General features: G+C 41.1%; 18 protein-coding genes. 5 read left to right on the forward strand and 13 right to left on the reverse strand.

The window, feature by feature from the left end; all coding sequences use genetic code 11:
- Window positions 1-59: 59 nt before the first annotated feature.
- From I6L31_RS10515 to I6L31_RS10540, 6 genes are all read right to left on the reverse strand, one after another.
- Complete coding sequence (locus I6L31_RS10515) at window positions 60-803, reverse strand: fimbrial biogenesis chaperone (RefSeq protein ID WP_005005531.1); 744 nt, start codon at window positions 801-803, stop codon at window positions 60-62.
- Window positions 803-2,083 (reverse strand): fimbrial protein, encoded by a 1,281-nt coding sequence (locus I6L31_RS10520; protein ID WP_004986060.1) that lies wholly within the window; start codon window positions 2,081-2,083, stop codon window positions 803-805. The genes I6L31_RS10515 and I6L31_RS10520 overlap by 1 nt, the downstream gene beginning before the upstream one ends.
- Window positions 2,080-4,695 (reverse strand): fimbria/pilus outer membrane usher protein, encoded by a 2,616-nt coding sequence (locus tag I6L31_RS10525; protein WP_005005529.1) that lies wholly within the window; start codon window positions 4,693-4,695, stop codon window positions 2,080-2,082. The genes I6L31_RS10520 and I6L31_RS10525 overlap by 4 nt, the downstream gene beginning before the upstream one ends.
- A 13-nt stretch (window positions 4,696-4,708) precedes the next feature.
- Complete coding sequence (locus I6L31_RS10530) at window positions 4,709-5,449, reverse strand: fimbrial biogenesis chaperone (protein ID WP_005005526.1); 741 nt, start codon at window positions 5,447-5,449, stop codon at window positions 4,709-4,711.
- Window positions 5,450-5,533: 84 nt separating this feature from the next.
- Window positions 5,534-6,076 (reverse strand): fimbrial protein, encoded by a 543-nt coding sequence (locus I6L31_RS10535; RefSeq protein ID WP_004986070.1) that lies wholly within the window; start codon window positions 6,074-6,076, stop codon window positions 5,534-5,536.
- A gap of 490 nt (window positions 6,077-6,566) precedes the next feature.
- Window positions 6,567-7,109 (reverse strand): fimbrial protein, encoded by a 543-nt coding sequence (locus I6L31_RS10540; RefSeq protein ID WP_005005524.1) that lies wholly within the window; start codon window positions 7,107-7,109, stop codon window positions 6,567-6,569.
- 772 nt (window positions 7,110-7,881) lie between these two features.
- Here I6L31_RS10540 and I6L31_RS10545 point away from each other — a divergent pair.
- Complete coding sequence (locus I6L31_RS10545) at window positions 7,882-8,169, forward strand: GNAT family N-acetyltransferase (RefSeq protein ID WP_005005522.1); 288 nt, start codon at window positions 7,882-7,884, stop codon at window positions 8,167-8,169.
- A 128-nt stretch (window positions 8,170-8,297) separates the two neighbouring features.
- Here I6L31_RS10545 and I6L31_RS10550 read toward each other — a convergent pair whose 3' ends face one another.
- Both I6L31_RS10550 and pncA read right to left on the reverse strand, forming a co-directional pair.
- A complete protein-coding gene (locus tag I6L31_RS10550; RefSeq protein WP_005005521.1) occupies window positions 8,298-9,242 on the reverse strand; it encodes a bile acid:sodium symporter family protein in 945 nt (314 codons plus the stop codon).
- 40 nt (window positions 9,243-9,282) lie between these two features.
- Window positions 9,283-9,915: a bifunctional nicotinamidase/pyrazinamidase gene (pncA, locus tag I6L31_RS10555; RefSeq protein ID WP_004986074.1), complete on the reverse strand. Its 633-nt coding sequence runs from the start codon at window positions 9,913-9,915 to the stop codon at window positions 9,283-9,285.
- A gap of 347 nt (window positions 9,916-10,262) precedes the next feature.
- Here pncA and dapA point away from each other — a divergent pair, with 347 nt between their 5' ends.
- The 3 genes from dapA to purC are packed head-to-tail and all read left to right on the forward strand — an operon-like array spanning window position 10,263 to window position 12,537.
- On the forward strand, window positions 10,263-11,162 hold the full coding sequence (dapA, locus tag I6L31_RS10560; protein ID WP_004986075.1) for a 4-hydroxy-tetrahydrodipicolinate synthase: 900 nt from the start codon (window positions 10,263-10,265) through the stop codon (window positions 11,160-11,162).
- Between the two features lie 9 nt (window positions 11,163-11,171).
- Window positions 11,172-11,777: a hypothetical protein gene (locus I6L31_RS10565; RefSeq protein WP_004986078.1), complete on the forward strand. Its 606-nt coding sequence runs from the start codon at window positions 11,172-11,174 to the stop codon at window positions 11,775-11,777.
- Window positions 11,778-11,817: 40 nt separating this feature from the next.
- The gene (gene purC, locus I6L31_RS10570; RefSeq protein WP_004986080.1) at window positions 11,818-12,537 is read left to right on the forward strand and encodes a phosphoribosylaminoimidazolesuccinocarboxamide synthase; all 720 of its coding nucleotides are present in this window, start codon (window positions 11,818-11,820) and stop codon (window positions 12,535-12,537) included.
- A gap of 45 nt (window positions 12,538-12,582) precedes the next feature.
- On the opposite strand, the gene I6L31_RS18460 is transcribed toward purC, so the two are convergent.
- Window positions 12,583-12,711: a hypothetical protein gene (locus I6L31_RS18460; RefSeq protein WP_262442667.1), complete on the reverse strand. Its 129-nt coding sequence runs from the start codon at window positions 12,709-12,711 to the stop codon at window positions 12,583-12,585.
- A 262-nt stretch (window positions 12,712-12,973) separates the two neighbouring features.
- Between I6L31_RS18460 and I6L31_RS10575 the strand changes: the two genes are divergently transcribed.
- Window positions 12,974-13,813: a formate/nitrite transporter family protein gene (locus tag I6L31_RS10575; RefSeq protein ID WP_005005520.1), complete on the forward strand. Its 840-nt coding sequence runs from the start codon at window positions 12,974-12,976 to the stop codon at window positions 13,811-13,813.
- A gap of 9 nt (window positions 13,814-13,822) precedes the next feature.
- Here the strand turns inward: I6L31_RS10575 and I6L31_RS10580 are convergent, their stop codons facing one another.
- The 4 genes from I6L31_RS10580 to I6L31_RS10595 form a co-directional block, all read right to left on the reverse strand.
- A complete protein-coding gene (locus tag I6L31_RS10580; RefSeq protein ID WP_119686392.1) occupies window positions 13,823-15,097 on the reverse strand; it encodes a replication-associated recombination protein A in 1,275 nt (424 codons plus the stop codon).
- 83 nt (window positions 15,098-15,180) lie between these two features.
- Window positions 15,181-16,317 carry a class C beta-lactamase gene (ampC, locus tag I6L31_RS10585; protein WP_407652506.1) on the reverse strand — a complete coding sequence of 379 codons (1,137 nt, stop codon included), beginning with the start codon at window positions 16,315-16,317 and terminating at the stop codon, window positions 15,181-15,183.
- A gap of 116 nt (window positions 16,318-16,433) precedes the next feature.
- Window positions 16,434-17,606 carry a PQQ-dependent sugar dehydrogenase gene (locus I6L31_RS10590; protein WP_005005516.1) on the reverse strand — a complete coding sequence of 391 codons (1,173 nt, stop codon included), beginning with the start codon at window positions 17,604-17,606 and terminating at the stop codon, window positions 16,434-16,436.
- A 123-nt stretch (window positions 17,607-17,729) separates the two neighbouring features.
- Complete coding sequence (locus I6L31_RS10595) at window positions 17,730-18,143, reverse strand: Cd(II)/Pb(II)-responsive transcriptional regulator (protein ID WP_005005515.1); 414 nt, start codon at window positions 18,141-18,143, stop codon at window positions 17,730-17,732.

The raw sequence follows: 18,143 nt of genomic DNA on the forward strand, positions 1-18,143 counted from the left end.
TATCTATAAATATAATTAGGGAGACTCCTGTCAAAAACAGGAGCTGATTCACTCAACAATTAAGGTTGAAGAAAAGAAATATTTTTTTCAAAATCGTGTTGGTTACCAAAATCATCAATCAGACTAAAATTGAGCTGATACTGATCAGCCTTAGGCAAAGTCCCATTGAACTGATACTGTCGTTGTGATTTGGGATAGCTCATCATGTCTGTTTCCGCATTTGTCTCAATCATTTGTTTTTGATAGCTCAATTGAATATTGACCATCGAAGCATGATAAGCAGTTGGGTTATCACATATTAATTTCCAATGATCTTGCTCGACTTGCACGGAGAAATTGAGCTGTTTGGCAATGTCAGATAGTTCAAATTTTTTCAGGCTTTTCGGGCGATAAAAAATCTTGAGCTGAGTATTCATCGCCAGACTAATATAAGCATCTTGCTGATCAGGTTGTGGAATCGCTGGAATTTCATATAGATTGAGCCAATAGACTGATTCACGATCTTTAGGAAGTATTTGTCCGTTATAGACCACTCTTAAACTTTGCAGACCACGTGCAGCCATTTTAGAAACAGGCGGCAAAGTGATAAATGGAATTTCAGCGTGATCTGGACTCCCCTGTCCTTGATCAACCCATGTTTGCAAAATCACAGGATAATCATTGACATTGGCAAGCATTAAGCTTCTTTCACGCTGACCTTCTTCAAACAGTAGTCGTGTTTTTGCCGCAAGAATACCTGCACTGACTGAATTAGCCGTAAGCAGACCTGTTAGGCTGAGGAGAAATATTGCTTTTAACTTCATTATTGCACCTTCACCAACACATAGGCCGTGGCATGGACTTTTCCAGCCTCGACAGTTTGACCATCGAGTTTCTTTAAGATCGCAGTGTAATTTTGCAAATAATGGGTATAGCCTGCTTCGGTAGAGCCTTTTGCCGTTGCACCGTCTTTAAATGGATACCAACCTGCATTGGCACCATTGCCTGATATACCGGGTTGCCCAACAAAATTCATATCAGTGCCAGTACTGCTATTGCGTAGAAAAATACCAACACCTTTGGCAATGCCATTGGTGCCATATTGATCAGAGAGCAGTGCTTTCACACCATTTTGCGCATTCACCAAACCTAGTTTCTGGGCGGCGGTATAAGCCCCTTCAGATGCTTGTATACCCATTGCTGTTTGCTTACTTGCTACACCAGACACAGCCTGATTCGAACATTCAATCGAGACATTAAACTGAGCTTGCGTAGATTTCCCCTGATTTAAAGTTTCAACAGTCATCGTATCAAACAGCACTAACGGCGTTGCATTTCGTGCTACGCAAGTGGGTTCATTGTAGAGAGTTGCTGTGCGCATACCATAACCGATTCCATTTGCGGGCCAAAAATCGAATTTGGTTTCAGAGTTTTCTCCTATTTCATCACTATTTAAATTTGGACCTTTGAGCTGGATATAAGCATTTGGTTGCAGACAAGTATAGGTACCCGAGGCAATCGTTCCACTGGTTCCCGCACCACAATAGTTATTTAATCCTGCACTAGGGATCTGGCTAATTCGATATAGCTCAGCGGATAGAATTGGAATATCCTGCAAACGAATCTGGATTTTATTACCGACAGTGACATAGTTTCGAACAGGAAGCGGTTGCCAAAATTTAGTGAGTACAACCCCATCCATCGTCTGTTTAATCCCGACATAACGAAAAAAAGTTGCATAGACATTTGGCATTCCATCTTGGGCGCCCAAATCCCAATATCCCCCCACACGATCATCACCATTGGTCGCAACCAAAAATTGAATATTCGGCAAATCTGCAACATCACACTCCCATACCACTGAGGATGGAGAAGTGCCCCCTTTGTAATTAGAAGCAGGAACGGTTGTGCGAGCTAAGAGAGTTCCAACGGGCTGTAAATAGGTGCTGGTTAGATTTATCACACCAAATTGTATAAGGGCACTATTACCATCGTAAGCCGCTGTTCCTGATAACTCATTCGTACATCTCGCATAAGCAGATACCGTATAGCATCCCATCATGAATATTAGGATTTGAAGTAACCAAAACTTTAATGTTTTCATTTTGCTTGCTCCATTTGACAAGTTTGCTCAAAACGAATCAAAGGTTGCTTGATGGCTTCATCATCAATATGATAAGCAACATGACATTGTTGATCATTTTGCTCTCCCCATTGCACTTTCAAGCGTCCCTGACGATTTTCAGCACGGACATAAAGCTGCCCACTTTGACCCACCATTCCAATGATATTGCCTTGCTCATCCACCACTTCTGCACCTAAAGGCACATATTCTTTTTGATCATTGTCCAGTCTTGCCTGTATCAATAACGGATAACCTGAACGGGTTTTAAATTTGATTTTAATCGCAGCTCCCGCATAAGGTGCGACTTGCTGTTCACTACTTTCTATTTCTACTTGCTCAGAAATCCCTTGCGGATCTAATGCAATTGTATTGTATTGATACGCAGTGATGGCTGGCACCAATGCATAGCCTGACTTATTAATGGTTGCCCCTTGTCCATTATAGACACGCGCCCCTTCAGCACCTTTAGCTTCAACCAAAGCAAAAGTCTCACCCAAATATGGACCTAGAGTCATGCCGCCACTATGAATTGCCACAGCTCCCTGCGCATTGGCTGATGCTTGCCAAAAATTCTCTCCTGTCGATGCACTCATGCCCGCAGTCAAATTAGAGAAGCGTTTATTTAAATTAGCATTCCATGTGGTAGCATTCATCTCTTCATCACGACTCACGCCTAAGGCATAATTAATCGACTGATCCTGAGTCAAAGTACCTGAAAGCATGGCCTGATAATTATCAGACTGCTGTGAACCATGTGAATAAGAAAGATCCAGATAAGGGGAACGACTTTTATTTTTTCCACTCAATGGTAGACTCACAGAGAGGCTGAGTGTGGTGTCCGCTTTATTATTCTGATTAGAGTCTGATGAGATGATTTGCTGACCTGATTGATCTACAAATTGATAATATGCATTTTCCTGACGAATAAGAGACACGTTCATAGAAATGCCATTTTTAAAGGATTTGTTATAGCCAATCTGAGTCTGAACATCTCGATCACGCCCATCACGATAATCCTGCATAGAGCCTGATACGAACACAATGCCATAATCCCCCAGACTTTGGTTCAGGGTCAGTTCGACTCTTGATCGTTGTAAATAACTGGAGGATTGCCATGTGCCACCATTTTTCAAGGCATCACGCACCCCAATCACATCGCCTAAATCACGATAACCTTCGGTAGAATAACGATAACCTGCTAATGAAATATTGGTATTGGTTGGCTGAATCGTCTTACTGTACGTTAGGCTTGCAAGCCAGCCATCGGTACTGCCCAAAGTATCCAAATCAGCATGTGAATAGGTCAAGTTGGAACCAAAAGCCCCCAAGAAAGAAGCATAAGTTCCACCCAATAGGATCGCTTGATAACCATCTGCAACCCTTAAACCGGTATTCAGGGTAATCGCATTACTCAGGCCTCGTTGGTAGGTTACATTGGAAAAGTAAGTGTCTTCTCCAATGTCGCGCGTACGACCCAAATCAAAATTATAACGATAAGAACCTGCACGTAATGACTCAGGAACGGCTGAAAATGGCACTCTAAATTGACTAATCGTTCCATCTGCCTCATAGACCAAAACGGTCAAGTCGCCATTGTAATTGGTCGGATATAAATCTGTAATTTTAAACGCGCCGGGTGCCACAGAAGTTTGATAAATTTCTCGACCATTTTGCTGTACAGAAACTTTCGCGTTGGTTCTGGCAACGCCTTGAATCATCGGAGCATAACCACGTATGGATTCGGGTAACATACGATCATCTGAGGCAATATTGATCCCATTAAAACTTAAACCTGAGAAAAATTGACCTGATGTATAAACTTGACCAATAGTGGCTTGACCACGAATTGCGGGTAATGCCCGCATCACATAGCTACGAATGTTATTCCAGTCTGTTCCCTGTCCTTTGTTATAGCTCAGACTAGATTGTTGTCGATATTGCCACTTACCAAAATTGACTCCACCCGTCACTGACAAATAGGCTGCATCCTGATTGAGTCGTCCCACATCAGTTTCATAGGAGTTATAGTAATAATTGGCAATATAATTTATAAAGCCAATGCTGCTGCCCGCATTCCATTCTTTCGGATTTACATAGCCTCTTGGCACATAACGTAATTCACTTTGTGGAATAGTCAGATTAAGACGCAAATTGCTAAAGTCCAGATAAAGTTGACTACCTTTGACCTGTTGCGATAAAAAAAAGCATTGTTGTTGCGCACTCAGTTGGCTAGCGGTCTGAACATATGAATCCAGTAACCCAATACTTTTGAGCATTTCAGGCTGAAAACAAGGCTGTACATCGCTGGAATCATCTTTAAACTCAAGCTGCATACGTTCAACAAAATGGCCATTCACATATACATCGACTTTATACTGCCCAGCCAAAACACTTTGCTTTTGACTCAAACGTTGCATCAAACCTGACTGATTAACGGATTGACCACGAAATAACGCACTATCAAAGACATAATCATCACTCGATGAAACCTCATCGGTTTCAGGTTCAGCAGCATAGAGCTGTGCCATGACCGCACTTCCGACCACACACATAGACAAAATTAAGCAAGGTTTAAAATAGTCAGCGTACATCAGTCTCCCCTCTTTAGGGACTTAGAGATGTTTCATGAATGACGGTTGCACCATAATCATTAACCAGAGTGACTTTAACTTTGGCTGCTTTTGCAGTTGCTTCAGAAATATTGGCTGCCCAATTTACTGTGCTATTGGGGGCAATGATCTGATTACGATTTACCACGAGCTGATTTTGAGAAGTCAGTAAACGGACTTCTTGTACATTGGCAAAATATGCAGTCGGGTTAGTAACACTCAACTGTTTACTTTGCGAATTAAATTTAAATCTAAGTTTTTCAATGGTCTGTGCTGAATTTCCTACTAAATTTTTAGGCCGATAAAACACTTTAATCCGATTTTTGAAGACTACCATCAAACGGTTATTGTCCATTTCCTGTTTTTTTGAAGCAGGATATTGCACAAAATTTAGGTAATACAAAGACTCTTTATCTTGAGCAACCTGATCCGCACCAGTAAAACGTACACGAACTGTTTGACCCACATTGGGTTCCATACGGAAAATTTGTGGGCTAACGACAAACGGGGCTTTACTTGTTTCAAGTGTTGAATTTTCGTCGCCATCATCAAGCCAGATCTGTACCAAAGCAGGTACACTATCGACATTTTGTAAATGAATAGTTTTTTCATTTTGACCATCGGCCAAAATCACACGAGTTCCTGTTAAGACCACACCAGCAAATGACGTGTTCAACATCAATGAACTCATGACGATCAAACCGATTTTCGACATGTGACCAGATATATTGACCATACCACCCTCCACCACCTATTCTGATATTATTGTTATTGCCCGATCTGCCATTTGCATGGCAAATCAGGACTTATGATTATTCTATTATTGGTAGCTTAGCGTATATTCAACAACCGCTGTTACTGCTCCAGCTGTTGCAGCTCCGCCTTCAGCAATATATTGCGCACCAAACTGATGATTCGCTGTGGTCTCACTCGCCTTAAGCTCTAAACCCGCCACTGTGGTTACACCATTTAAAATCACTGGAGTTGTACCCGCAGCATCAGAAGTCAACTGAATGGCAACGTTACCCGCTGGACTAGTCACAGCCACATTGCCTAGGTTACCACCAGCCGTGACTGAATGACCTAAAAATTTAGTGCCTATTTGAGTATCTACACCAGCTGTTGCACAACCTTTAACAGCTATCGTAAATGGAGTCAAGCCTGCTTTTGCACCAGCAGATGCCAAACTAGACTCTGGAACAGTTGGCAATAATACGGTGGCATTTTCTTGACCATTCACTTCCGCTTCACAAGTTTGAGCAGATACTTCACCTTCAAAGGTGATGGTTGGAGCAGCATTTGCCAACGCTGGAAGCATGAGTCCAGCCGCTAACATCAGCATAATACTTTTAGTCAATTTCATCATCATCTCCTCAATATCAAAATCACCTGACTTGGATAAACATGTTGGAAATGTGAGATAAATCACCTTTTTTCCAACTATTCTATTGTTAATTATTTTATGTAGCTTTTCTTAGCAATTTCTGCATAAAAAGTTTTCATTACATGCAAAAGTCTTATAAAAAATATGGCTTTAATTTTAAAAATAAATTTTGATAAGTCCTTTTAAATCATACATATTTATATTTATCGTTTTTTCTCTATATTTTATAATGTGTTATAAAGGTTTGAATTGTATATTTCAGTTTGATGAGTAAGATCAAATAAAAATGAAAGATTTAATTATTTTTTCTAACAAGTAAATGAGTAAAAACTGATTTTAATTTTTATAAAATAAATGAAACTTCAAATTTTTTATACTGTGTTTTGAGAAATCCTGTTGAACTTTGCATCTTTTCAAATTTTAAAAACATCTACTACCAAAATGGTAGTAGATGCCACAGATCACTTGATTATTGATAGCTAAGGGTATATTCAACAACCGCTGTTACTGCACCAGCCGAAGCCGCACCACCTTCAGTAATATACTGCGCACCGAATTGATGGCTTGCAGAGGTTTGCCCTGTTTTAAGCTCTAAACCTGCCACTGTGGTTACACCATTTAAAGTCACTGGAGTTGTACCCGCAGCATCAGTAGTCAATTGAATCGCAACATTACCCGCTGGATTAGCCGCAGCCACATTGCCCAGGTTACCAGCAGCCGTCACGGACTGACCCAAGAATTTAGTTCCAATTTGCGTATCTGCACCTGCTGTTGCACAGTCTTTAATCGAGATGGTAAATGGAGTTAAACCTGCTGTTGTTCCAGCAGAAGCCAAGCTAGATTCTGGAACAGTTGGTAATAATACGGTCGCATTTTCCTGACCATTCACCTCAGCTTTACAGGTCTGGGTTGAAACTTCACCCTGAAAAGTCACAGTTGGAGCAGCATTAGCTAAAACTGGAAGCATGCATCCGACTGCCATTATTGCCACTAGGTTGGTTTTAAATTTCATGATTTTCACCTCAATCTCAAAATTACCCGACTTAGACAAAAATGCTAGAAATGTGAGTCGGATCACCTTTTCTTTCAAATGTATTGTCATTTATTTTGTTTAGTATTTCTTAGCAATTCCTGCATAAAAATTTTTCATTACACACAGAAGTTCTAACTGATTTAAGATTTTTTTCTTTAAAAATAGAATATTCAAAATTTTATAAATCTTCTTTCTATCTATTATCGAGTCATACTTGTACTTATGCTAATTGATTTAAAGGCGATAAAATACCGACTGTTTTAGTCTGGCTTTATTTAGCTCATCTAAACAAAAAAATCTAAGCACGATATTTATTTTAAATTTTTTAAAAACCAATAAATTTATCTATTCCCTTGTTTTATATACCTAAATTTTTTTGTTTATTATTCCCCAAACCCTGTGCTGTTTAAAATGGTAAAAATCACTGTTTTTTTTGGCAAGAAACACTTGGTTATTCTTCTTAAAATGATCCTGAAACCTAAAGACCTCCATCTTTGTGTTTCGTAACCGCCAGTAGCATTTGTCCTAAACCCTTAATCAAATGCTACTTTTTAAGCCTATATACCGATAATTGGTATATAGGTCTTTTTTTTGCCTTTTAAAAAGAATTTCTGCATAAAAAATCAGTGGATTTGTGTTAATAAAGATGCTGACTATAACAAAATCCAACTCACTTTTAGTTGAAATGCTGACACAATCAAAGTGTGGGTTTAATTCCTTTTTATATTTCTAAGATCTCAGGAGCCTTACTTTGAATATTCAACAAAAAGATGATGGTAAGCATGGCGCATTTGAAATGTATAATCATGACAAGCTTGCAGGCGAAATGGTCTATACATGGGCAGGTGAAAAACTATTTATTATTGATCATACCGATGTCGCAGATGACTATCGTGGGCAAGGTGTAGGTCGTAAGCTTTTAGATGCTGTGGTCGATTTTGCCCGAAACAATCAGATTAAAATCATTCCTTTATGTCCATATGCAAAATCAGTCTTTGATAAAGATCCATCGATTCGCGATGTACTCAGAGACGCTTAAGTTTTTTATAGTGAAGGCATCCTTTGCTTGATGCCTCCAACTGACCTGTTCATGAATTCAGCTTCAATCAATAGTTCAATGCGGTGAGATAGACGCACTACTTCAGAGTCTCCATCTAAGTGCTGAAATTATTTGAGTTTCTGATCTTCTTGTCGCGCCCAATACGTCGCTAGCGCAGCACCCGAAATATTGTGCCATAAGCTAAAAATAGCACTCGGTACAGCGGTAATTGGAGAAGCTGCAAAATGTACAGCAGCCAAAGCCACGCCTAAACCCGAATTTTGCATACCGACCTCGATGGAAATGGCTTTACTGTCATAATGTGAAAGTTTTAGCCAGCGACTTGCCCAATAACCGATCAAGAAACCCAAGCCGTTATGGAGCATTACGACAGCGAGTATTAATAGTCCAGATTGTAAGATTGAGGCCTTACTCGCACCAATAATCGCCGCCACAATCAGTACAATCGCAACGACTGAAACCAAAGGCATGACTCGAATATAAGCATCCACTTGTCGAGCAAAATAATGACGGATGATAATGCCTAAAATAATCGGCACAATCACCACCTGTAAGATCGAAATAAACATCGAACTGACATTGATATGAATCCATTGACTGGCTAACAGATAAAAGATCGACGGCGTTAAAATCGGTGCCAATAAAGTCGATACTGACGTACAAGCCACCGAAAGCGCAGTATTGCCTTTGGCCATATAAGTAATGACATTGGAAGCGGTTCCACCCGGACAACAACCGACTAAAATTACACCAATGGCAATTTCTGGCGGAAGTTGAAAGAGCTGACATAAGATAAAGGCAAGACTTGGCATCACCACAAAATGAGCCACCACACCAATTAATACGGCTCTTGGATATTGAAGTACAGCGCGAAAATCAGCGATGCTAATCGTCATGCCCATACCCAGCATAATAATGCCAAGTATCCACGGAATATAAGCCGTGAGCCAGACAAAATAGCTAGGTTGCCACAACGAGATCGCTGAAAATACAATGACCCAAAGTGCAAAAGTCTTTTGCATCAACTGTGTCAGTCGCAATAATAATGGCATAGCAATATCCTGATTTTTTATCGAATATACGTCGAAATGATTAATTGCCCAATAACTGCGATGAGGTCATTCGTTTAACGCCGCAACTTAACATCTGCTGCCACGCCTGCTGCAATGAACCATTTAAATCAATGGCTTTACAGGCATCGACCACCACATAACTTTCAAATCCTGCTTGTTTAGCATCCATAGCTGTCCATGCCACACAAAAATCGGTTGCAATACCTGTGATATAAACCGTATCAATGCCACGCTCTTTTAAATATCCAGCAAGTCCTGTAGAAGTCACTCGATCTGCTTCCATAAATGCCGAATAACTATCAATATCTGCATGAAATCCTTTACGGATAATCAACTGTGCCGACGGAATATCCAGATCAGGATGTAATTCGGCATCATGTGTTCCTTGTACACAATGCGAAGGCCAAAGTACCTGCGTTCCATAAGGCAATTCAATATGATCAAACGGCTGTTTACCTGTATGGTTCTCAGCAAAAGAAATATGATCAGCAGGATGCCAGTCCTGAGTCAAAATGACATTGTCAAAAACTTGAGCCAAACGATTAATACAAGGAATAATCTGATCGGCATGTGCCACTGCCAAATGTCCACCGGGGGTAAAACCATTTTGAACATCAACCACAATCAAAGCACTATTTTTTCCCTGTTTCATTGCTTTACTCCTTCTATCAAACAGCATCATGAATGCTGGGGTTGTCAGCATCTTATAAGAACTCTGTGACTAAAATAAAGCGTTCATTGCATCACGTATTCGACTTTTATGATTGGCAAAACCGCATAATGATCTCGCATATATGGCTTAAATGTGTGTCTAGTAGATAAAGTTTTGACTGCTTTGACTAAAGCATATTGTTCTTATGCGTCTGATCAGTCATAATTTGCATAATAGTCATTCAACAGAAATCACTTTTTTGTTGAGACGCTAAATCAAAAGACTGCAAAACCATCCATCTTTCGTTCTTTATCTCAATGGATGGCACAATAGGATATTTTTTTAAAATGACTCAGCAAGCACAGACCATTCAAGGCTCAATTGTCGCACTCGTCACCCCAATGTTTGAAGATGGTAGCGTAGATTGGAAGAGCCTCGAAAAGCTGGTTGAGTGGCATATTCATCAGGGAACCAATGGTATTGTTGCTGTAGGTACTACGGGCGAACCATCGACATTAAGCATGGAAGAACACACGCAAGTGATCAAAGAAATCATTCGTGTGGCCAATAAACGCATTCCCATTATTGCGGGAACAGGTGCAAACTCAACCCGTGAAGCGATTGAACTGACTCAAGCAGCCAAAGAGCTTGGGGCTGATGCCGCTTTACTTGTCACTCCATATTATAACAAACCGACTCAGGAAGGTTTATTCCAGCATTTTAAAGCAATTGCTGAAGCCGTTGAGCTACCACAGATTCTTTACAATGTCCCAGGTCGTACAGGCGTCGACATGCTCAACGAAACTGTGGTGCGTCTTGCTGATATTGCCAATATCGTGGGTGTCAAAGATGCGACAGGTGATATTGCGCGTGGAAGCGAATTAATCAAAGCCTTAGACGGTAAAATTGCAGTCTATTCAGGCGACGACGAAACGGCATGGCAACTCATGTTGGCTGGTGCAAAAGGCAATATTTCTGTGACTGCCAATGTTGCGCCAAAAATTATGAGCGAACTCTGTGCCTCCGCAGTCAATCATGGCGACGCAGCAGAAGCTGAAGCGATTAACAATAAAGTTGCAAATGTACACAATAATCTATTTTGCGAATCGAACCCAATTCCTGTGAAATGGGCGGTACATGAAATGGGGCTCATTGGTACAGGTATTCGTCTGCCTTTGACTCCTCTTGCACAGCAATATCGCGAACCACTCCGTAATGCCCTGAAAGCAGCGGGAATTATTCAATAAGAGCAGATTATGATGCAGTTACGACTTGGACTAACTTTTGCTATTGCCGCTATGGGTTTAGTAGGCTGTAGTAGTTTTAATAATCATTCTTTAGATTATAAGAATACCACTACACTCGCTCCACTCCAGTTCCCGACAGATGCAACTGTGCGCCCATTTACGCCACTGTATCCTGCCCCGACTGTGGATCAGCTTGCAATTGAAAATGCCCCTAAGCTTGAAAATAAGCAGGGAACACGATTTGCACTACCTCGTCCAGAATCCCTTCAAGCAAATACTGCCGCTGAAAGCAGTGCAGAAGGTACTACGGCAATGGGACGTCCACAGCTTGTTGTCGATGGCAATAAAAACCCACTATTACAAATTAGTGGGCCAACCGCAGACATCTGGCAATATACCGTAGCGACACTCAGTAGCCTGAACTACAAAGTTTTGGGTGAAAATAAAGCAGGTTATGAAGCAACGATCAAAGTTGGCGAACAAAGTTATGTGTTGAAATTGACAGGTGTGGGCAATACTCACAATCTGGCATTATTTAATCCAGACAATAGCTTTGCCGATCCTGCTAAAGCCACTGAAGTGCTCAATCAGATTTATCAAAATTGGCCAGCCTAGGCATTCTCTAGGCAATTTTTTCTTGAAAAAGGTTCCCCCAATGTTAAAACAAACCTTGCTCTATACTGGTAAAGCCAAATCTGTTTATGAAACAGATGATGCAGACCATTTGATTTTAGTCTTTCGTGATGATGCTTCAGCATTTAATGGCGAAAAAATCGAACAACTGGATCGTAAAGGCAAGGTCAACAACCGTTTTAACGCCTTTATCATGGAAAAACTGGCTGAAGCTGGCATCGAAACACATTTTGAGAAATTGCTGACACCAAACGAAGTGTTAGTGAAAAAACTCAATATGATTCCTGTGGAATGTGTGATCCGTAACTTTGCTGCTGGTTCACTTTGCCGTCGTCTCGGTGTTGAAGAAGGCAAGCAATTGACTCCGCCGACCTTTGAGTTGTTTTATAAAGATGATGGTCTAGGCGACCCAATGGTGAATGAATCTCAGGCAATTGCACTGGGCTGGGCGACCGCTGAACAACTTGAAAAAATGAAAGAATTGACCTACAAAGTCAATGATGTATTAAAAGCATTATTTGATGCAGGCGATATGATTCTGGTCGATTTCAAACTTGAATTCGGCGTGTTCCATGACCGTATTGTGCTTGGTGATGAGTTCTCTCCAGATGGTTGCCGTTTGTGGGATAAAGATACCAAGAAAAAACTGGATAAAGACCGCTTCCGTCAAGGTTTGGGCGGTGTGGTTGAAGCGTATGAAGAAGTTGCTGCGCGTTTAGGTATCGATTTAGACAATATCTAAATCCGCTTGTTTGATCAAAAACGAGTCCGTCATCTGGCTCGTTTTTTATTTTGTCAAATTAATATCTTGAGCCATACCTTCGATCACATCTGGTCTGGATGGGCGAAGTTCATACTGTTCCAAATCCGACCCGCCTTCTGCATGACTGATACTACAGAGAATTTTATTGCTCATCGGTTTTAACTATTTGGTTGTATCTGTCTGTATTGTATTCAAAATATGGTCTAGCTCAAAATATGCGCCAATTTACTGACAAAAAATCAAGAGCGGATAGCAAATCATTAAGCATCACATATTTAGGCTGATTATAAAAAAATACATAAAAGCTGAATGAATGCTCTGGATTCACATCCATTTATTTTTTAAAAAAGAAATATATAGCCTGATGATAACCACAAAAGCCATCATTACCGCATTGAATTGTGAGGAGAATAAAATGAGTGCAGAAGAAAAAGAACAGGAAAAAGAGACTGACAATACCCTCACTTGGCGTGAAAAAATGGCGATTGAGGAGCATGAAAAACTTTCGCCTCGACTGGTTTACGAAATTATTCGTAAAAATGGAGTAGAAGAACTTGAACGCCCGACCAAAGCACTGATTTTTTCAGGTATCACAGCAGGCATCGTCATCAGTTTTTCATTTGTCTTTAAATCTCTTCTCAATGCCTATTTGCCCGATGCCAAGTGGGCTTTTTTGATTGAAAATATGGGCTATACCGTGGGTTTTGTTCTGGTGATTTTAGGACATATGCAACTTTTTACCGAAAATACCATTGCAACAGTCGTTCCTTTATTTAAAAACTTTAGTCTTAAAAAATTAAAAGCTGTATTTCGTCTATGGGGAATCGTGTTTATTTCTAATCTCATCGGCACTGCACTGGCAGCACTTTTTTTACTTAATCCACATCTGTTTGATGCAGATTTAATGCAATCCTTTGATCAATTGGCCCGCCATGTCGCCAGTTTTACTATCTCTGAAAATATTATTAAGGGTATTCCTGCGGGTATTTTGATCGCGTCACTGGTCTGGATTTTACCTTCAGCCAATAATAAGTTTTTACTGATCTTTTTTATTACGTATTTGATGGCATTAGGCGGTTTTACGCATGTGATTGTGGGTTCAGCAGAAATGGCCTATTGGGTACTTAAAGGACATGCCACGTTTTCAGACTATATTTTTCAATTTTTATTACCGACCACACTAGGCAATATTATTGGCGGTACAGGGGTATTTACCCTATTGATTTACGGGCAGGTCAATGAGGAACTAGAATAAACAGCAGACTTATTGCTGCTGTTGTTCCTGTTGCCAGCGACGCTGTTGCAAGCGTTCGCCCTCAACTTCACGCTTGTTCCGTGCCGATTCATAGAGTTTGATCCCTTTTAATTCGGGCGGCAAATATTCCTGCAAGACAAAATGCTCAGGGTAATTATGCGGATAAAGATAATCTACGCCATAGCCCTGCTGTTTCATCAGTTTAGTTGGTGCATTTCTTAAATGCAATGGCACAGGTAAATTTGCAGTTTTCTCTGCAAGTTCTAAAGCACGATTAATCGCTAAATAGGTGCTGTTACTTTTCGGACTGGTCGCCAAATACACCGCTGTTTGACCCAATATAATACGTGCTTCGGGCATGCCTACTGCCTGAACTGAACGGAAGCATTCACCTGCCAATAACAAGGCATTTGGATTTGAATTACCGATATCTTCTGAGGCTGCAATCAGCATACGTCGTGCAATAAACACAGGATCTTCACCGCCTTTTAGCATTCGTGCCATCCAGTACAGCGTTGCATCCGGGTCACTGCCACGAATAGATTTAATAAACGCCGAGATAATATCGTAATGTTGCTCGCCCGATTTGTCATAGCGTGCGATATTTTGCTGTGCAACCTTCACCGTCACCGCATTGGTCACAATATTTTCAACATCTGCTTCAAAGGTACTGGCAATGAGATCAATTAAATTGAGTGCTTTACGTGCATCTCCCGCAGCAAATTGAAACAATGCATCGTATTCTTCAATCTGGATATGCCGTTCTTTTAAAAAAGCATCGGTTTGAATGGCTTTATTCAGCAAAGTTTGAATCGCATCTTGATCCAATGAATTCAGCGTATACACCTGACAACGCGACAGTAAGGCACTATTTACTTCAAACGATGGGTTTTCTGTGGTTGCCCCGATGAGCGTAATTTTGCCTTTTTCAACAGCATTCAGTAAGGCATCCTGCTGCGATTTATTAAAACGGTGAATTTCATCGATAAATACTACTGGCGTAAGTAAGTCACCACTTTCCGCAATGATCTCACGTAGCTCTTTCACCCCCGTATTGAGTGCAGATAAACTCACAAAAGGACGATCCACCGCTTGCGCCAGTAACAGTGCAATCGTGGTTTTACCCACGCCTGGCGGCCCCCAAAAAATAATCGAAGGCAAATGTCCCTGATCGATCATTTGACGCAAAGGCGCATGTTGGCCTAGCAAATGATCCTGTCCAATAATTTCGGATAAATCACGTGGACGTAAACGTTCAGGAAGTGGAATATGCGTATCTGACATCATCAATAGCTGTGTAATCTTTTACTGTAGTCTATTGTGTCTGGATCAAATCTACAATTTGATTCTGCAATCAAAGCGACATTCTATTGCGCACTATTGCTCTGAAGCAATTGTTGCATCACACGATAGCTGGCCTTAATCCGTTCTTCATTGGGAAAGTTGGTATTGGCCAACATCACCATGCCAATTTTCTGCTGAGGAATAAACGCAACATAAGCGCCAAAACCATTGGTTGCACCCGTTTTATTAAAAAAAGTCGCTGGAGCAGCAAGCTTCGGCTGTTTGATCGGGATCACTGCATGACTTTCAAATGCCATTTTCTTGGAATTTCCCTCTAGCAAAGTATCCAGCTTTATTGGATAAGAATATTGCTCCCAACCTAAGTCTTGCGTCATTTCCCCTACTTTAAAATAACCCACATGGGTATTTTCAATCGCTTTACGTAATGGTTGTTTGAGTTGTTGTGGGTTGATTTGTGCATCGAGAAATTTCAAGAGATCTGCACTACTACTTTTCACGCCATACGCTTCTGCATCGAACATCCCCGCAGACACCCGCATGGCTTGCTGTCCTTTATATCCCCATGCATATTGAGTCATCTGCTGTTCAGGGACATCAATAAAACTCTCGTTGAGACCCAATGCAGGAAATAGCATTTTCTCCAACAGTTCAGTATAGGGTTTTTCCATCGCCAAAGCTGTGACATAGCCCATCAGCCCAATACTCGGGTTGGAATACTGCCGTTGTGTGCCGATCGTGTTTTTCGGTTGCCATGTCTGGAAATATTTCAACATGTCCTGTTGCTCGGTCACTTGATCTTGAAACTGAAGCGGAAAACCGCCTGCGGTATAGGTTCCCAGATTGAGTAAAGTCGCTTGATTTACCGCTGTATTTTTTAACGCTGGAAAATATTGGGCAGGATGATCCGCAAGAGAAAGTTTGCCTGTTGCCTGAGCATAGCCGACTAAAGTGGCATTAAAGATCTTACTGACCGAGCCCAATTCAAATAACGTATGGGAACTGACGGCTTGTTGCGTCTGTTTGGATGCCACACCATAATTGACAAAATAATGTTGTCCATTCAGGCTCACGCCAACCGCAAGCCCAGGAATATTGTACTGCGCTAACAATGGTTTAAACTGTTGATCAATCACTGCTTTTACTTGCTGCTCAGTCAAGTCTTTGGCATATAGCGGTGGACTACAGGCCAAAAGACCCATCAGGCATAATGATTTCTTAGACCATAATGGCTTATGGCTATAGCGAGATCGCTGTAGTAACGACAACATGGTTCTTTCTCTATTCACTTTAAAAACTTCAATGATTACTCAAAAATCTAATGGGCTTTGAGTTTCAATAGTCTGGCATTTGCACCATCTTCAATTACCCAGATTGAACCATCTTGCGCCTGTAAAAGTCCACGAATTCGTTGCTTCATGTCTAAACGTTGAACTTCCTGTATAGGTTGCGATTTCAAATCCACCACCGTAATGGATTCTGAAGATAATCCTCCGATCAAGGCTTTACCTTTCCATGCAGGAAATTGATCGCCCTGATAGATAATCATACTTGATGGAGAAATCACAGGCGTCCAACTCACTTCAGGTGCCTTAAATTCAGGTCGGGTGGCATGGTCAGGTATTGGCAAACCTGAATAATGATCGCCATTGGAAACCACGGGATAACCATAATTCGCACCTTTGACAATCCGATTAAGTTCATCGCCCCCTTTTGGCCCCATTTCCACCACCCAGAGCTGACCATGTTCATCAAATGCCATCCCCAAAGGATTACGATGACCTAATGACCAGATTTGTGCTGCGACACCACCCTGACCTGCAAATGGATTTCCCGCCGCAGGACGTCCATCGTCATTTAAACGCACGATTTTACCCAGATTGGACTGCATGTCTTGTGCAGGATCAAATTTCTGCCGTTCACCAGAACTAATCCAGAGTTTACCCTCACGATCGAAAGCCAAGCGATGCGCATAATGTCCCTGACCAGAGACTTTGGGGACTTGCTGCCAAATTTTTTCTATCTCCACCAACTTTGGCTGATTCGGGCTGCTGACATCCAGTTTGGCGCGAATGACCACAGCGCCTTGTCCACCTTGACCTGCTTCGGCATAACTCAGATAAATCCATTGATTTTGGCTAAATTGAGGATGCAAAATCACATCCCCCAAACCACCCTGACCGCCATAACGGACTTTGGGAACCCCTGAAACTTGCAGCATTTGTTTGGAGGTCGGATCAAAAATTTTCAGTACCCCCTGACGTTCAGTGACCAAGAGCCGTCCATCAGGAAGCTGAGCCAATGCCCACGGTTCATCAAAGTTAGCAATCTGTTGCGTTTTAAAAGTCTGCTGAATCGTTATCGGCTGATTTGCTGTTTGCGTCTGCTTTGAGCTTGATTGTTGTTCCTGTGAATGAGTATTGTTGGAGCTACAAGCGGTTAATAAAATGAAACCACTACAAACGAGCGACGTGGCAAATGGCATCGTCATCTTGGCAATCCTCGGTTTATTCTCTGTTCTATTGCTATGTTAAAGAGCAGATCAGAAATATATATTTGAAAAATGTGTTTTTGTTTTAGTATATATTTCAAATAATTACATGATGTTTCAAAGTCAGCCTAAGTGATCATGCTGTTTGAGCGTTTCAATAATTTTACAAGCATCAATATTGCTGTTCGACTGGCAACGCGCACGTAACTGTTCAAGCTGTATTTTGAATTTTTCAAATTGTTGAATTTTATGATTAATATGCCCAAGATGTTGTTCAATGGCTTGATCGACGACTTTACATTGCTGCTGAGGATCTTTGCGTAATTCATTAAGGTCTTCAATCTCATGTAAAGACATGCCCAATTCACGACAATGCCGAATAAAAATCAGTTGATCCAATGCCTCGTCATCATAATAACGATAATTGTTTTCTGCTCGTTTTGCGGGCTGAAGTAAACCGCGTTTTTCATAAAAACGAATGGTATCGACTGCGACCTGAGACTTTTTTGCCAATTCACCAATCAAATATTTCATCAT

Source organism: Acinetobacter septicus (assembly GCF_019355975.1).
Taxonomy (GTDB): domain Bacteria; phylum Pseudomonadota; class Gammaproteobacteria; order Pseudomonadales; family Moraxellaceae; genus Acinetobacter; species Acinetobacter ursingii.

Coding starts and splice junctions, on each gene's coding strand:
- I6L31_RS10575 (WP_005005520.1), top strand. CDS start 12,974: ATGAGTGCAGAAGAAAAAGAACAGGAAAAAGAGACTGACAATACCCTC.
- I6L31_RS10525 (WP_005005529.1), bottom strand. CDS start 4,695: ATGTACGCTGACTATTTTAAACCTTGCTTAATTTTGTCTATGTGTGTG.
- I6L31_RS10515 (WP_005005531.1), bottom strand. CDS start 803: ATGAAGTTAAAAGCAATATTTCTCCTCAGCCTAACAGGTCTGCTTACG.
- I6L31_RS10520 (WP_004986060.1), bottom strand. CDS start 2,083: ATGAAAACATTAAAGTTTTGGTTACTTCAAATCCTAATATTCATGATG.
- pncA (WP_004986074.1), bottom strand. CDS start 9,915: ATGAAACAGGGAAAAAATAGTGCTTTGATTGTGGTTGATGTTCAAAAT.
- I6L31_RS10550 (WP_005005521.1), bottom strand. CDS start 9,242: ATGCCATTATTATTGCGACTGACACAGTTGATGCAAAAGACTTTTGCA.
- purC (WP_004986080.1), top strand. CDS start 11,818: ATGTTAAAACAAACCTTGCTCTATACTGGTAAAGCCAAATCTGTTTAT.
- I6L31_RS10590 (WP_005005516.1), bottom strand. CDS start 17,606: ATGACGATGCCATTTGCCACGTCGCTCGTTTGTAGTGGTTTCATTTTA.
- I6L31_RS10580 (WP_119686392.1), bottom strand. CDS start 15,097: ATGTCAGATACGCATATTCCACTTCCTGAACGTTTACGTCCACGTGAT.
- ampC (WP_407652506.1), bottom strand. CDS start 16,317: ATGGGTCTTTTGGCCTGTAGTCCACCGCTATATGCCAAAGACTTGACT.
- I6L31_RS10530 (WP_005005526.1), bottom strand. CDS start 5,449: ATGGTCAATATATCTGGTCACATGTCGAAAATCGGTTTGATCGTCATG.
- I6L31_RS10595 (WP_005005515.1), bottom strand. CDS start 18,143: ATGATGAAATATTTGATTGGTGAATTGGCAAAAAAGTCTCAGGTCGCA.
- dapA (WP_004986075.1), top strand. CDS start 10,263: ATGACTCAGCAAGCACAGACCATTCAAGGCTCAATTGTCGCACTCGTC.
- I6L31_RS10540 (WP_005005524.1), bottom strand. CDS start 7,109: ATGAAATTTAAAACCAACCTAGTGGCAATAATGGCAGTCGGATGCATG.
- I6L31_RS10535 (WP_004986070.1), bottom strand. CDS start 6,076: ATGAAATTGACTAAAAGTATTATGCTGATGTTAGCGGCTGGACTCATG.
- I6L31_RS18460 (WP_262442667.1), bottom strand. CDS start 12,711: ATGAGCAATAAAATTCTCTGTAGTATCAGTCATGCAGAAGGCGGGTCG.
- I6L31_RS10565 (WP_004986078.1), top strand. CDS start 11,172: ATGATGCAGTTACGACTTGGACTAACTTTTGCTATTGCCGCTATGGGT.